We start from the raw sequence: 15,559 nt of genomic DNA, 5'->3' as shown, positions 1-15,559 counted from the left end.
CGAGCGTCCTGGCGGACGAGCAGGGTCATTGACCGTGTGTCCCGCATGTCGAAACTTCGCGCATGGCCTGGCGGACAAGCAGCGGGGGCAGGGCGCTCCGGGCTTCGACCTACCGCAGTAGTAGGCGGGCGCCCGGAGAAGTACCGCGTATTCGGTAGGCGCTCATGCCGTTTCAGCAGTCGAAACTGCCAGCAGCGGCACGACGACCCGGCGGCACCTTCAAAGGCAGCCTGAGCAGGTACCCGAGACCGATATGGAGTCTGCCGTGGCTACCTTCCTCTTCCGACTGGGCCGCTGGGCTTTCCGACGACGCTGGTACGTCGCCCTTCTGTGGGCCGGCGTCCTGGCCTGTGTGGGGTTGGGCGCCCTCAAAGCTCCCGGCACCACTGACCAGGAGTTCTCGATGCCTGGGATCGAGTCCCAGAAGGCATTCGATCTCATGGAGGAGCGCTTTCCCGGGGCGGCTGCGGACGGGGCTACCGCTCGGGTGGTGTTCGTGGCTCCTGATGGCCAGAAGGTGACTGCGGCCGACAACCGCAAGGCCGTCGAGGAGGCGGTGGACTCGTTGGGTGACGGGTCGCAGGTGGCTGGTGTGGCGGATCCGTTCGAGTCGCAGGCGGTGAGCAAGGACGGCTCGACGGCGTATGCGACGGTCACCTACAAGGTGAAGTCCGAGGAGGTCACCGACGCCAGTCGTACGGCGGTGGACAAGGCTGCTGAGCAGGCGCGTGAGGCCGGCCTGACGGTTGAGGCGGGCGGCTCGGCGATGGACAGCGGTGGTGGGCCGGGTGGAGTCGCCGAGATCATCGGTATCTCGATGGCCGCGGTTGTGCTGCTGATCACCTTCGGTTCACTGGCTGCCGCCGGACTGCCCCTCCTGACGGCCATTATCGGTGTCGCCATCACCATGTTCACGATCACCCTGCTGGGCAGTGCCCTGGGGCTGTCCACGAGCACTGGCACCCTGGCGATGATGTTGGGGCTGGCGGTCGGCATCGACTACGCCCTGTTCGTCGTCTCCCGCTACCGCGAGGAGCGAGCCAAGGGCCACTCCCCACAGGAAGCGGCCGGGCTGGCCGTCGGCACAGCCGGGTCGGCGGTGGTCTTCGCCGGGCTCACCGTGGTCATAGCCCTGGCCGGTCTCGCGGTGGTCGGCATTCCGATGCTGACCAAGATGGGCCTGGCCGCCGCTGGCGCGGTCGTGGTCGCCGTGCTCATCGCCCTGACGGTCGTCCCGGCTCTCCTCGGCTTCTGGCCGAACGCCGTGCTGCCTCGCACCGCGCGTAGGGGGGCCAGGCGAGCCAAGAAGGCCAGGGTGCCTACCAGGACTCTGCTCGTCAGGAGAGCTGTGGCGGGGAAGAAGGCCGTATCAGGCCGCACAGTCCTGTCAGGCGAGGCGGCACTGGGCGAGCACCGCCTGCCGGGCGGCGAGGGCTCGTCCGATGCAGAGGCACCCAAGGACAACCTCGGTACCCGCTGGGCGCGTTTCGTGCTGCGTCGCCCGCTCCCTGTTCTGATCCTCGGCGTTCTGGGCCTCGCCGCCCTTGCGTTGCCGGCGACGGGCCTGCAGCTGGGAATGCCCGGTGACGAGGCCAAGTCAACCGCCACCACCGAGCGCCGGGCCTACGACGCGCTCGCGGACGGCTTCGGCCCCGGCTTCAACGGACCGCTGACCATCGTCGTGGACGCCAAGGGCGCCGCGGATCCGAAGGCCGCGGTGAGCACGATCAGTGAGGAGGTCTCCGACACCAAGGGCGTCGTCTCGGTCTCGCAGGCGCGCTTCAACGAGGCCGGCGACACCGCGGTCTTCAGTGCGACGCCGTCCACCAGCCCGACGGACGCGAAGACCAAGACGCTGGTCAAGACGATCCGCGCCGAACGCTCCGCGACCGAAGCCGCTGCGGACGGTGTCACCTTCGAGGTCACTGGTACTACGGCCTTGAACATCGACATTGCGACCAAGGTGCAGGGCGCACTGATCCCGTATCTGATCACCATCGTCGGCCTGGCGGTCGTTCTCCTGCTGATCGTCTTCCGCTCCCTGCTCGTCCCGCTCAAGGCGGCCTTCGGCTTCCTCCTCTCCGTCCTGGCGGCCCTCGGTGCAGTGGTGGCGGTCTTCCAGGAGGGGCATGGTGCGAGCCTGTTCGGGGTGGAGCAGACCGGGCCGATCATGAGCATGATGCCGATCTTCCTGGTGGGCATCGTCTTCGGACTCGCGATGGACTACGAGGTCTTCCTCGTCTCCCGGATGCGGGAGTCCTACGTACATGGGGAGTCGGCGCGCGAGGCTGTGGTCTCCGGATTCCGGCACAGCGCCCGCGTGGTGGTCGCCGCCGCACTGATCATGATCGCTGTCTTCGCCGGCTTCATCGGCGAGAGCGACTCCATGATCAAGATGATCGGCTTCGGTCTGGCGACGGCTGTGCTCTTCGACGCCTTCGTCGTCCGCATGGCCCTCGTGCCTGCGATCCTCAGCCTGCTCGGCGATAAGGCCTGGTGGCTGCCCAAGTGGATGGACCGGATTCTGCCGCGCGTCGATGTCGAGGGCGAGACCCTCAATCGTCGTCCGGCGGAGCACGAAGTTGAGGCTCTGGCTCCGGAGGACCCGGTGCGCGCGGGCGTCTGATCAGGAGACCGGCTCTCCTAAGTCCGCCCGCGGTGAACGCCGCGGGCGGACTTCGCAGGCTGGCGACCTTCCACCATAGAGCTCGGTTTGCCCCGGGCCCGATGCCTACCAGCCGATCTCACCCAGCCCTGCCACAGCGAACAACTCCGGAGAGCGACCGTCGTGATCACCATTCTCCTCATGGACAACCAGACCCTGCTTCGCCTCAGCTTCCGCGCGTTGCTGGATGCTCAGCCCGACATGACTGTCGTCGGCGAGGCCGCAGACGCCGCCGAAGCGGTCCGCAAGAGCGCTGAACTGAGCCCCGACGTCGTCCTGATGGATGTCCACGACCCGGGCATGGACAGCATCGAGGCCATCCGGCGCATTGCTCAGAGAGCCGTACTCCCGCAGAACTTCGGCTCCGTCGGGGCGGGGAAACGCATGCCCAGTGTCCTGGTCCTGACAACGCTGGACGTCGACGAGTACGCCTATGAGGCCTTGCGTGCCGGCACCAGCGGATTCCTGTCCAAAAATGCGTCGCCGGACGAACTGATCGCGACGATCCGGATGCTGGCGGCTGGAGACGCCGTCATCGCACCCGGCCTGACCCGCAAGTTCATCGACGCGGTCGCCCGTTTCCTTCCCCACTGCGTTCCGCAGCCGGAGCGGAATCTCTCGGAGCTCACAGCCCGTGAACGCGAGATCCTCATCGCTGTGGCCGCCGGCTGGAGCAATGCCGAGATCGGCGAACGCCTGCACGTCGCTGAGAGCACGGTCAAGTCCCATGTGAGTCACATGCTCGCCAAGATCGGGGCCCGCGACCGGGTCCAGGCCGTGGTCTTCGCTTACGAGGCGGGTCTGGTCCGGCCCTGTGTCGCCACTGCGCCGGATCCGCCGCACTCCGCGGTACGCCGCGTCGGCCTGCCTCAACAGCCGACCGGCGCTGTGAGGACAGTTGATCACAGGAACACTCGCCAGCTCTGCCGGTGAAGGTGGTTCGGGTCCGAGGCGATCGCGTCCGTCCCGCCACCGGTCCGTCACCTTCGGCCTTTCGGCGCACTGTGCGCGAGCACTCAACCCCTACTGCTCCTGCGCCTCGCCGGGACACATGTCGGCGCCTCCGAGCCGGAGCATGGACCGGTGGAGTTGGTCGCCGGTCAGCGGCGGTTCGGGGAGGAGATGGGCGCGGTCTGCGCGGAAGGCGTCGAGCATCAGATAGAGGTGGCGGCGCCAGTTGTCGGGTGCGATGCCATGGGTTGCGTGGGCGATCCGGGTATGGGACCAGACGACGTACGCCAGGTCTTCAGGGGTGATGTCGGTGCGTAGGGTGCCCTGACGCTGTGCACGCTCGACGATGTGGGTCGCGAGTTGTGCGATACGGCGTTGAACCTCATCCAGGCCTGCTGACTCGGGCAGGCGCACCGACGCCAAGTCGCCCAAGCCCCGGTCGTCGGCCAGCAGCTCACACGTCGTCTCCAGGTAGAGCCGGAAGCCTTCCCACGCGTCCTCTGCCGCCGCCGCTCGCTCGGCCGCCTCGTGCCAGAGACGCAGCTTGTGCACGAAGATCGCCTGGAGCAGTTCCACCCGCGTCGGGAAATGCCGGTACAGGGTGCCGATGGCCATGCCGGCGCGGCGTGCCACCTGCTCAAGCGGAGCGTCCAAGCCGCGTGCGGAGAAGATGTCCCGCGCCGCGGCCAACAAAGCGTCACGGTTGCGCTGTGCGTCGCGCCGCAGGGGCGGCCGCGCCGTGTCGCTGGCGCTCTCCATCTCGGCAGGCATGCCTCGACCCTATCAATCGGAGGATGCCCTCATGTTACGGTTCTCCTCAACCTGAGGGCACCCTCACATTTGGAGAGGCCGTGAGCAAGACCGAGAACGCCGCGCCCAAACTTCCTCCCGTCAAGGTATTCCGGCTGATGAATCGGGTGATACGCCCGCTGCTCGCATCACGCCTGCACCGCCTGATCAGCGGGCGTGTGATGCTGCTGAGTTACACCGGCAGGAAGACTGGGCGTGACATAACCGTCCCCATCTCCTACTTCGCCTGGGATCCCGGCACGGTCCTGGCCATGTCCAGCCAGCTGAGCTGGATCCCGAATCTGCGCACAGGCCCCACCGTCCGGCTCCGTATCCGCGGCCGCGAACACGACGCGGTTCCCACGGTGTTCGAGGAGCACATCGCGATCGCCGAACTGCTGGCGGAGTTCGCCCGCCGCAACGGACCGCGGGCGGCCAAGGCCCTGATGCTCGGCCTTCCTGGCGATCGCCAGCCGGCGCCGGAGGAACTGCGTGCGGCCAGCCAGAGGACACGCTTGGTTGTCTTCCGCCTGGCTCAGTGAGTGGTGTGCATCGCGTACTGATCACGGGTCTTCCGTAGGTGGCGGCGTGGAGTGGATCGCGCCTTGCCGGACGGAACTGGGGACGGCCACTGCGGAGTTGGTCGAGCAGCCACAGGGGTCCAGGAGGGAGGGGCAGAGCTGCTGATCATGGGGCGGGGCCTCAAAAGATCCTGGCGATCGGGCGGCACACCAGCACCCAGGTCCAAGCAATAGCGCTGGGTGAGGAGTTGGGTCCTCAGGCGGCTGTGCCGGAACCGAGCGTCAATCGATGCACGAGCCTGCGGCGTGCGGCGGACTCGGTCGTTCCTACGTACCTCGACTTCCTCGGAGTAATCCACACTGAGCCCGGCCTCGACGGCGACCTCTCGGCCCGGGACCAGATGCTCGACGCCCCGTGGAGTGGCTGAGCAAGGCGACGTGCCGGAATCCTTCGTCCAGCGGGGCCCAGCGGACCGGACGTGTCTTGTCTGCGTCTACCCGGACGTCGCGGTCGAGGCCGGTGGAAGTTCGTCCTGCCAGACCAGGAGCAAGGCACCAAAAGATCTTGCCGCCGTGTCCCGAACGGGCTGGGACAAATAGTCCCTGCGGTAGTGACGCAGAACCGCCGTGTGCCGCCGGTCGCCTCCAGGGGTCGGCGGCACACGACTGTGCAGGCATTCAGGACGGCGCCTACTGCCGACTTGTTCGCTGTGGGAATCAAGACGGCTTCCGTGTGAGGCGCTGCTGGCTGGTAAGTGATCAGGCAAGTGGCTCATATGGGGCGCAAGTTGTAGGCGCGACAGCCCCGTGACCTGCACATCGGCACGAGGTCGCGAAGTAGCTGTGCAGGCGCGAACAAGCGATGCCGTACTGCGATTTCAGTAGGAGCTCCAGCACGTTCAGTAGGGCCGACTGACAGCACAGGCAGGACGACCGGGGAGGGGCTCTCGCGAAAGGCTGGGCATGCACGCGGGACCGGAGGCGACCTTCCCCTAATCGTCTCCGGCTCGCGTCGCGATATCCCCACGTCCGCCGAGCACGGCGGCCCCCACAGCCCGTGAGGAACTTTTATGACCAGTACGGCGCCCGACGCTCCCGACTTCCCCTTCCGGCGCACCAGCGTTCTCCACCCCGAGTCCGCGGAGGGAGCGCCGCAGATCAAGTGCCCGGTGACCCGCGTGACGACCCCTGCCGGCGATCCCGCCTGGCTGGTTACCGGATACGACGAGGTGCGCGAGATCTACGCCGATGACAAGCGCTTCCTGCGTTCGCACCACGCCCCGGAGACGGCGCCCCGCATCACCCAGGCCTTCTTCCTGGGCGGCCCCACGCTGAACTACGGCAGGGAGCAGCAGGACCACGACCGGATGCGCCGGATGCTGGTGCCCGCGTTCTCGGTTCCCCGTATCCGGCGGCTCACCGAGCAGATCCACACGTTCATCGAGGAGTGCCTGGACGGCATGGAGGCGGCACGTCAGGCCCGGCCGGACCAGCCCGTGGACCTGTTCGAACTTCTGGCGAGCCGCCTGCCCGCCATGGTGGTCTGCGCGATGCTCGGGGCACCGGTCAAGGACCACGTCAAGTTCCATGACTGGTCGCAGCGGCTCGGCGCCGTCCACGGTGGCGACGACGGTAAGGCCGCCATGGGTGAGTTCATGGCCTATACGAGCCAGTTGGCCGACTTCAAGCGCGAGAACCCGGGAACCGACGCCATCTCGGACATCCTGGCCATGCAGGCCGAAGACCCCTCGTTCACCGACCGGGACGTGGCGATGATCGCGGCGGTCCTGCTGTCCGCGGGTGTGGACACGACCACCGACCGGATCGGTATGGGATCGGTGTGGCTGCTGTCCGACACGAGTCGGCGGGACTGGCTGGCGGCCGATCCGGATGCCCGGGTGAACGGAACGGTCGAGGAGATCCTGCGGATCGCCGCTCCGGGCGGTGTCGGTATGTTGCGCTACGCGGACGAGGACGTGGAGGTGGGCGGCGTCACCGTCGCCCGTGGCGAGGCGGTACTGCTGGGCAACGACGTGGCCAACCGAGACGCTGCCAAGTTCGAGAACCCTGACGAGTTCGACCCGAGCCGCAGCCCCAACCAGCACGTCTCCTTCGGCTACGGACCACGCGTGTGCATCGGCTCGAGCCTCGCCCGCACCGAGCTCCGCATGGTCTTCCCCGCCCTGCTGCGCCGCTTCCCCGACCTGCGTCTCGCCGTCGACGTCGACGAGATCGAACTCCGTTACGACCAGCACGTCACCGGCGGCGTAGGCAGTGTCCCCGTCCTCTGGTGAGCGTGCCCATCGAATCGACCTCCGTCTAGACCGGAGCCCTTGATCCGTCCGGGCGCGATGACCGCGCGCCCGGAGCCACAGGCATACCCCAACGTCCCTGTACGGCCGGTCCGTTGCATGCCGTGCGGACGAACCCCCACAACCCGAGGAGCAAGCATGACTGTGTCTGCCACCGGAGAGACCGTCCTTCCCCCCTTCCCCGTACCCCGTCCCGCAAGCTGCCCGCTGCAGATGGCTCCCGAGTACGGCGAATGGGTCGCGCAGGAGGGCTTGGAGCGGACCGTACTGGCCGATGGAACCCCCGTATGGGCGGTGAACCGGTACGCGGACATCAAGGAGGCGCTCGCCGACGAGCGGCTCAGCGCGGACGGCCGTAACCCCAACATGCCCGGACCGGGTACCGGCCCCGACGGCACACCGTCCTTCCCGAGGATGGACGACCCGGAACACAACCGGATCCGCCGCATGTTCACGAAGGACTTCACCGTCAAGCGGATCGAGGCGATGCGGCCCGGTATCCAGAAGATGGCGGACGACCTCCTCGACACCATGACCGCCAAGGAAGGCCCGGCGGACCTGGTCCAGGAGTACGCGCTGCCGCTGCCGTCCCTGGTGATCTCCCTCCTGCTCGGAGTGCCCTACGACGACCACGAGTTCTTCCAGAACCACACCATGCTCGTCCTGCGCTCCGGCGTGTCGAAGGAGGAGATGATGGGGTCGCGGAGGGCGATGTTCTCGTACCTGCTCGACCTGGTCGAGCGAAAGGAGCGCGAGCCGGCCGACGACCTGCTGAGCCGACTGGCGCAGGAGCAGATCCTCACCGGGCAACTCCGGCGCGAGGAAGCCGTGGTGAGCGCGAGCGCTCTCCTCGTCGCGGGGCATGAGACCACCGCCAACATGATCGCGTTGAGTACCCTGGCCCTGCTCCAGCACCCGGATCTCCTTGCCCGGATCCGCGACACCGACGACCCCAAGGTGGTCGCGAACGCGGTCGAGGAACTGCTGCGCTACCTGACGATCGTGCACAGCAACGTCTTCCGCGTCGCCACCGAGGACCTCACCCTCAGCGGGACGCGGATCAAGGCCGGCGAGGCCGTGTCGATGAATCTGCCCGCCGGGAACTGGGACCCCGCCTACACCACGGACCCCGGGACCTTCGACCTCGACCGGGACACCCGCGGCCACCTCGCCTTCGGCTACGGCACCCACCAGTGCGTCGGACAGCAACTCGCTCGCGCCGAACTGCAGATCGCCCTGCCCACCCTGCTGCGCCGACTGCCGGAGCTGAGCCTGGCGGTGCCGGCCGAGGAACTGACCTTCCGCAACGACATGATCGTCTACGGCCTGTACTCGCTGCCCGTCACCTGGTGACCCCCCACCCCCCCACTCACACCCAGGACCTGAGGAAAAACACCATGCATGTTGTACTTGACGAGCCCAAGTGCGTCGCCTCCGGGCAGTGCGTCATGGCCGCCCCCGACGTCTTCGACCAGCGTGACGAAGACGGCATCGCGATCCTGCTGAACGAGAACCCCGGCGACGAACTGCACGCAGGGGTGCGCGAGGCGGCCGCCATCTGCCCCGCCGCCGCGATCCTCCTGGCCGAGAAGTGAAGCGCGTCGTCATCGTCGGTGCCTCGGCCGCCGGACTCGCGGTAGCCGAGACACTCCGACGGGAAGGCTTCGACGGCACCCTCACCCTGATCGGCGACGAACCGTACCTGCCCTACGACCGACCGCCTCTGTCGAAGCAACTCCTGACCGGGGACTGGGACGCGGAGCGGCTCGCGCTCCGCACTCCCGCCGACGTGACCGGCCTGGAGCTGGACATGCTCCTGGGCGTTCCCGCGACCGGCCTCGACCTGGCGGACCGCACGGTGCAGCTGGGCGACGGCACGCCGGTGCCGTACGACGGACTGGTCATCGCGACCGGCGTACGACCGCGCCGCCTGCCCGGCGAGGGGGCGCACGTCCTACGCACCTTGGACGACGCGCTCGCGCTGCGGGGCGTGTTGAAGCCGGGCCGACGCCTGGTGGTGGTCGGCGCGGGGTTCCTGGGAGCCGAGGTGGCCGCGGTCGCCCGACAGCGCGGCTGCGACGTGACTCTTCTGGAACCGTCCCCGGTGCCGTTGGCGCATGCCGTGGGCGACGAGGTCGGCCGAGTGCTGACGCGGGCCCACCTGGAGCACGGCGTGAGCCTGCGCTGCGGAGTCAGCGTCACCGAGGTCGCGGAGCACGGCGTACGGCTCGCCGACGGGGAACTGGTCGAAGGCGACGCGGTGTTGGTCGCCGTCGGCTCGCTGCCCAACACCGAGTGGCTCGAAGGCAGCGGCCTGTCCACCGGCGATGGCGTGATGTGCGACGAGTACTGCGAGGCCGCGCGGAACGTGTACGCGGCCGGCGACGTCGCCCGCTGGTGGAACCCGCTCTTCGACACCGTGATGCGCATCGAGCACCGCACCAACGCCGCGGAGCAGGGCATGGCCGCCGCGCGCAACCTGCTCAACCCGGAGAGCCGCAAGCCGTTCGCGCCGGTGCCGTACTTCTGGTCAGACCAGTACGACATGAAGATCCAGGCGTACGGCTACCTGCGGGGGCACGACGAAGTCGCCGTGGTCGAGGGCGATGTGACGGATGGTCGGTTCCTGGCCGTCTATCGCACGGGCGACCGGCTCGTCGGCGCCCTGGCGGTCGGTATGCCGCCCAAGGCCATCCGGCAATGGCGGCAGGCCATCGCCGTTCGCGCCACCTGGCGTGACGCCGTACCGGACCGGTCGGCGGCTGCTGTCTGAGTCGCTTCGCTCAATAACGGCTGCGAGGCGCCCACGAGCCTCGCAGCCGCCACCACTACACGGCCCCCCGGCCTTCTCCCCGGCCGTTGTCACAGGCCACCCCTCACAGAGGCCAGTCCATGCATCCGACACATCCCTCCGCCCTCGACACCAAGGGCGCGGCGCAACCCAGGCTGAACGTCCTGGTCGCTGTTCTGACGTTCGCCGGCATCGCGGTCGCGTTCACGCAGAGCATGGTCTTCCCGATTGTTCCTCTGCTGCCGGGTCTGTTGAGCGCTGGATCGGCGGACACGGCGTGGGCCGTCACCGCCACACTGCTGTCCGGCGCCGTGGCCACGCCGGTCATGGGCCGTCTCGCCGACATGTACGGCAAGCGCCGCATGGTTCTGCTCGGCATAGTTGTGCTGGCGGCGGGATCGGTGCTCTGCGCGCTGAGTGAATCCCTTGCCCCGTTCCTCGTGGGACGCACACTGCAGGGCCTTGCGGCGCCCGTAGTCCCGCTCGGCATCAGCATCATGCGAGATCTGCTGCCCACCGAGAAAGTGCCTGGTGCCACGTCCGTCATGTCCGGCTCTCTGGGAGTCGGCGGCGCCGTGGGCCTGCCCGTTTCCGCCTTGATCGTCGACAACTTCGACTGGCACGTCCTGTTCTGGGCCGCCGCAGCGTTCGGTGTCGTCGCCGGAGCGCTCGTCGTGCTGCTGGTGCCCGAGTCGACGGTGCGGGCGGGAGGACGCTTCGATCTGACCGGCGCCCTCGGTCTGGCGGTCGGCCTGGTCTGCCTGCTGCTCGCGGTCTCCAAGGGCGAGGACTGGGGATGGGACAGCGGCAACACTCTCGGCCTGTTCGCAGGAGCCGCGGTTGTCCTTTCTTGGTGGGGCTGGTTCCAACTGCGCTCCCCACAGCCCCTGGTGAACCTGCGCACCGCCGCCCGCCCTCAGGTGCTGTTCACCAACCTCGTAGCGCTGGCGATCGGGTTCTCGCTGTTCGTGATGAGCCTGGTCCTGCCACAGCTGCTTCAGACACCGGAGTCCACCGGCTACGGGCTGGGCCAGTCCCTGGTGGTCGTCGGCCTGGTCATGGCTCCTTCGGGACTGGTCATGTTGGCCACCACGCCGCTGTCCTCCCGGCTCACCCGGGCCAAGGGGCCGAAGGTCACCCTCATGGTCGGATCCGTGATCACGGGAGCCGGATATCTGCTGGCCATGGTGATGATGTCCGAGATCTGGCAGCTGATCGTGGCCTCCTGCATCGTCGCCGTGGGCGTCAGCCTCGCACTCGGCGCGCTGCCCGGACTCATCATGGGCGCCGTACCGGTGTCCGAAACCGCCGCCGGCAACAGCCTCAACGCTCTGATGCGTTCCATCGGCAACACCGTCTCCAGCGCTGCTGCGGGCGTGATCCTCGCCCACATGACCGTCAGCTTCGGAGATGAGGTCCTGCCGTCCGAGAACGGTCTGCGTGCCGTCCTGGCCATCGGTGTCGGCTCTGCCGCCCTCGCTCTCGCCGTCGCGGGCTTCATCCCGCGTCAGAAGCCGGCCGCCCTACCTGAGGAAGTGTCCGCGTCGGCGGAGACGGCAGCCAGAAGGCCCGTCGCCGACGCCGACTAGGTGCCGTGAAGCAGCCCGCACGGCCCCCCACACCTGACAGAACACCTCCCTGAGGAGAAGCATGCAGTTGTTGCTTGCCCAAGCCGCGAACGAACCGACGACCGGCGTCGCCGGCTGGGCCCTCGACCTGATCGACTCACTCGGTGCAGTGGGCCTCGCAGTGCTCTCCGCTCTGGACAGCATGACCTCGGTCCTGCCTGTCGACGTGCTGCTACCGCTGGTCGGGTACTCCGCCACCCAGGGCGGCATCCTCATCGCCACCGCCATAGCCTGCGCCACCGCGGGATCGGTCACAGGCTTCCTCGTCCTGTACACCGTCGGGGCGCGGCTCGGCCGTGACCGTTCGCGGGCGATGCTGACGAAAATCCCGGGCATCAAGGGCGAAGGCGTCGACCGCGCCGAGGCGTGGTTCGCCCGGCACGGCACGAAGGCGGTGCTGTTCGGCCGAATGCTACCGGGTGTCCGTTGCTTCATCTCAATCCCGGCCGGGGTGGAGCGGATGCCGTTGCCGAAGTACCTGCTGTTCAGCGCACTCGGCAGTCTGATGTGGAATTCCACCTTGCTTCTCTCCGGCTACCTGCTCGGTGAAAATTGGCACCGCATCACCGACGTCGTCGGCATGCTCCCGTACGTCCTCATCGGCGCCGTGGTCGTGGCCGTCCCGATCGTTCTCCTCAAGCGCCGACGCCGTCGGCAGGGGAAGACCGCCGCGGTCCCGTCCGCCTTGCCCGTTCGGTCCGGTAGCAGCCGCCGGAAGCGGAAGGTCGCTGCGGTCCTGGCCGTCCCGATCGTTCTCCTCAAGCGCCGACTCCGTCGCCAGGGGAAGACCACTGCTGTCCCGTCCGACCCGCCCGCGCTGTCCCACTCGTCGGGCCGCAGCAGCCGGAACCAGAAGATCGCCGGGATCTTGGCCGCCCCGTCCGTCCTCCGGCGTCGCAACCGTCGGAAGAAGGTTGCTGAGCCTGCGGTGACCGAGAACGAGCACGTCGAGGTGACTCAGCCGTGAATGACGGACGCAGACTGGGGTCGACGGACTACGAGATCAGCCCCATTGGTCTGGGCTGTCTGCAGTTCGCCCAGGGCCGGGGCGTGGCGGGCCGGATCTTCTCACCGCTGGACGCGACCACGACGCGTGAGATCGTCGGCGCGGCGCTCGCCGGCGGGGTGAACTGGTTCGACACCGCCGAGGTGTACGGCCGCGGCGCCTCCGAACAGGCCCTGACGACAGCTCTCCGGGACAACCGGGTGACAACCGACGAGGTCTTGATCGCCACGAAGTGGGCTCCCTGGCTGCGACGGAGCGCGAGCATCGAGCGAACGATTTCCGATCGCTTCCGGGCGCTGCAGGGGTACCCGATCGGTCTCCACCAGATCCACGGCCCCCACGGCAGCCTGTCGTCGATGCGGGTGCAGCTGCGGGCGATGGCCCGGCTTGCCCGGGAGAACCGCATCGGCGCCGTCGGGGTCAGCGACTTCTCGGCGCAGCAACTACGCGAAGCCGCCGAGATCCTCCGCCAGGAGGGCGTCACCCTCGCCTCCAACCAGACCCGGATCAGCCTGCTGGACCGCGACATCGAGCACAACGGCGTTCTGCAGACCGCCCGCGACCTCGGTATCACCCTGATCGCCTACTCGCCGCTGTGCCGCGGCGTCCTCACCGGTCGGCTCCACGAGGACCCGGCGCACGTGCAGGCGCAGTCCCGGAGCCGGCGCCGACGCAATCCGCACCTGCGCGGGGAGGGCCTGGCACGGACCCGGCCTCTGATCGAAGAGATGCGTGCGATCGCGCACGCCTACGACGTGAGCGTGACCCAGGTCGCGTTGAACTGGCTGATCACCTTCTACGGCGACACGGTCGTCGCGATTCCGGGTGCCTCCCGGCCCCGTCAGGCGGAAGAAGCAGCCGCCGCGATGGAGTTGAAGCTGACCGGGAAGGAACTCGAGCGGCTGGCGGTCGCCGGCGAGCGCGTGAGGTGAAACGGGAGCGGCGCTCGGCCCGAGTGGTGTGACGGAGCTGACCCGCGCTGTCCGAGGAGGGACAGACGCGGGTCAGCCTGCGCGACATGTGCAAGGTGACGCGGGGCAGGAGGCTACTGGACGAGCTCCCAGTCCTGGGAACCGTCCGTGGTCGCGGTCTGCAAGGTCAGCTGTGCTCCGGCGGAGGCGCCGGTCAGGTAGAGGCTGGTGTTCTTGACGGACTGCAGTTTGTAGAAGCCGTCGCTGGTCTTGATGAGGTTCCAGCTGCCCGTGCTGCTGTTGTCCACCCACTGGCCGATCTTCTGACCGGCCGTCGCGTTGCCCGTCCAGATGGCCGCCGCACGTCCACCTGACTTGTTCAGCAGCGTCACACCGCCACTGGGTTCCGTCGTCAGGTGCCAGAACTGGGTGTCCGCGTTCGCCGCCGAGCCGGGGGCCTCCAGACGGACGTCGGGCACGTCGCCGTTGCCGAGGTTCGCGTCGTTGGTCTTGTTTCCCGTGCCGATCACCTGGTCCGTTTTGCGGTTCACCAGCTGGTAGTAGGCGCCGGCGGTGTGGCCGAGGTCGACTTCGGCGAACTTGAGTGTGGATGTGCCCTGGTTGTTGAGAATGGAGATGCGGCCGGTGCCCTCCACGTACTGCAGGTTACGGCTGTAACCGGCCTGCGAGGTGGTCTGGTACTCCTTCCACGTCCCGTCGCTGCGTCCGCTCGCGTTGACCCAGACGCTGCCGCTGCCCGCGGCGTTGTAGACCAGGCGGCCACCGGGGAGCCTGATGAGCACCGGGCTGCCACTCATTGCAAGAGTGTGTGAACCGGTGTCCACAGCAAGGGAGTTGACCCCCGTGCCCGTGGTTGACCCGGTGTAGAACTTCAGTGGGTCATCGGCGATCTTGTACCGGGTGTTGGCTCCGCCGCCCCAGTACTCGTAGGTGATCATCCACTTGCCGTCCGTCGTCCGGACGACGTTCGTCATGCCGGGGCGCCCGTCTCCGATCTCCGTCTTGCCGCCGCCCATGTCCTTGGTCAGGCCGGCGATGTCGACGACGGGAGCACTCCAGTTCGTGCTGCGCCCGTCCCACGTCTTGTGAACGAGGATCTGGCCGAGGGAGTCCGTGGCGGTGTCGTTCGCCGGGTCGAGGGTCGGGACGCCGGTGGTCGCGTTGAAGCCGGTGTAGTCGTTCTCGTCGGAGTAGTAGCAGACGAGCTGGCCCTTGTAGACCATGAGGTAGGGCTCCCAGAGGGGATCCACCTGTTTGTTCGTGTTGGCGTTCGCGATGTTCTGGCCGGTGGCACCCGCGCTGCCGCCCTGCCAGCCGCCGGTGGCGACGATGTTCAGGATCTTCCAGGTCGCGCCTTGGTCGGTGCTGGAGTACAGGGCGATCGCCAGGTCCTTGCGGTCTCCGTCGTTCGACGGGGTCCAGTTCGGGTCGGCTGCCTTGTGTTCCTTGTAGTAGTAGTCGTCCCCCGAGACGACGGTCGCGAGGAGCAGGGTGCCCTGCTTCAGGTCCCCGACGTCCTGCGGAAGCGTGTAGAGGTAAGGGTTGGTCCAGTTGCTCGTGTACTTCGCGTACTTGGAGTCACTGGACATGTACGCGGGCGCCTTGACCTCGGACAGCGGCTGCCACGATGTGCCATCGTCGTCGCTCTTGTAGACCGGGAGCGTCTGCTTGTCGGCGCTTCCTGTCTCCGCCACCACCGTGGACTTCTCGAACGCGGCCACCAGACGACCGCTCGGCAGCTGCGCCGACTTGGGGTAGACGGCGCAGTTGCCGCGCCCCTTCAGACACGGCTCGCTGCCGAGCTGGTACAGGGTGCCGCCCGTCGGGTTGTACGCCTGCGCACCGGACGCGGGTATCGCAAGCAGGGCAGACGCTGCGGCGAAGGTGCCCAGCGCCTTCCCTAGGGGTCTTCTCTGCACAGTTCCTCCTTCTGGGGATGACCATGGTGATGCCTGGGGTACGTC

At 67.8% G+C, this 15,559-nt stretch carries 11 protein-coding genes and 1 pseudogene; 10 read left to right on the top strand and 2 right to left on the bottom strand.

Translation table 11 applies throughout. The annotated features are described in order from the left end of the window. Positions 1-265 precede the first annotated feature (265 nt). On the top strand, positions 266-2,626 hold the full coding sequence (locus FNH04_RS00205) for an MMPL family transporter (RefSeq protein WP_322722145.1): 2,361 nt from the start codon (positions 266-268) through the stop codon (positions 2,624-2,626). Between the two features lie 162 nt (positions 2,627-2,788). Next, positions 2,789-3,481: pseudogene (locus FNH04_RS00200) on the top strand (LuxR C-terminal-related transcriptional regulator); the annotation flags it as partial. A 207-nt stretch (positions 3,482-3,688) separates the two neighbouring features. Here FNH04_RS00200 and FNH04_RS00195 read toward each other — a convergent pair. Then, complete coding sequence (locus tag FNH04_RS00195; RefSeq protein ID WP_152779118.1) at positions 3,689-4,387, bottom strand: TetR/AcrR family transcriptional regulator; 699 nt, start codon at positions 4,385-4,387, stop codon at positions 3,689-3,691. An 80-nt stretch (positions 4,388-4,467) separates the two neighbouring features. Here FNH04_RS00195 and FNH04_RS00190 point away from each other — a divergent pair, with 80 nt between their 5' ends. From FNH04_RS00190 to FNH04_RS00155, 8 genes are all read left to right on the top strand, one after another. Continuing rightward, on the top strand, positions 4,468-4,947 hold the full coding sequence (locus FNH04_RS00190) for a nitroreductase/quinone reductase family protein (RefSeq protein ID WP_322722142.1): 480 nt from the start codon (positions 4,468-4,470) through the stop codon (positions 4,945-4,947). A 1,049-nt stretch (positions 4,948-5,996) separates the two neighbouring features. After that, positions 5,997-7,220 (top strand): cytochrome P450, encoded by a 1,224-nt coding sequence (locus FNH04_RS00185; RefSeq protein WP_152779116.1) that lies wholly within the window; start codon positions 5,997-5,999, stop codon positions 7,218-7,220. 156 nt (positions 7,221-7,376) lie between these two features. Beyond that, positions 7,377-8,591 (top strand): cytochrome P450, encoded by a 1,215-nt coding sequence (locus FNH04_RS00180; protein ID WP_152779115.1) that lies wholly within the window; start codon positions 7,377-7,379, stop codon positions 8,589-8,591. Positions 8,592-8,635: 44 nt separating this feature from the next. After that, positions 8,636-8,833: a ferredoxin gene (locus FNH04_RS00175; RefSeq protein ID WP_152779114.1), complete on the top strand. Its 198-nt coding sequence runs from the start codon at positions 8,636-8,638 to the stop codon at positions 8,831-8,833. Beyond that, positions 8,830-10,011, top strand: coding sequence for an NAD(P)/FAD-dependent oxidoreductase (locus FNH04_RS00170; protein ID WP_322722136.1), 1,182 nt, complete (start codon positions 8,830-8,832; stop codon positions 10,009-10,011). The genes FNH04_RS00175 and FNH04_RS00170 overlap by 4 nt, the downstream gene beginning before the upstream one ends. 119 nt (positions 10,012-10,130) lie before the next feature. Continuing rightward, on the top strand, positions 10,131-11,618 hold the full coding sequence (locus FNH04_RS00165; RefSeq protein WP_152779112.1) for an MFS transporter: 1,488 nt from the start codon (positions 10,131-10,133) through the stop codon (positions 11,616-11,618). Positions 11,619-11,679: 61 nt separating this feature from the next. After that, the gene (locus FNH04_RS00160) at positions 11,680-12,624 is read left to right on the top strand and encodes a DedA family protein (RefSeq protein WP_152779111.1); all 945 of its coding nucleotides are present in this window, start codon (positions 11,680-11,682) and stop codon (positions 12,622-12,624) included. Beyond that, complete coding sequence (locus FNH04_RS00155) at positions 12,621-13,595, top strand: aldo/keto reductase (protein WP_322722132.1); 975 nt, start codon at positions 12,621-12,623, stop codon at positions 13,593-13,595. The genes FNH04_RS00160 and FNH04_RS00155 overlap by 4 nt, the downstream gene beginning before the upstream one ends. Before the next feature lie 113 nt (positions 13,596-13,708). Here the strand turns inward: FNH04_RS00155 and FNH04_RS00150 are convergent, their stop codons facing one another. Continuing rightward, positions 13,709-15,514 carry an RICIN domain-containing protein gene (locus tag FNH04_RS00150; RefSeq protein WP_322722130.1) on the bottom strand — a complete coding sequence of 602 codons (1,806 nt, stop codon included), beginning with the start codon at positions 15,512-15,514 and terminating at the stop codon, positions 13,709-13,711. Between the last annotated feature and the right edge of the window lie 45 nt (positions 15,515-15,559).

Source organism: Streptomyces phyllanthi, from assembly GCF_009377205.1.
GTDB classification, from domain to species: Bacteria; Actinomycetota; Actinomycetes; order Streptomycetales; family Streptomycetaceae; genus Streptomyces; species Streptomyces phyllanthi.
This window is presented reverse-complemented; position numbering and strand designations above follow the sequence as displayed.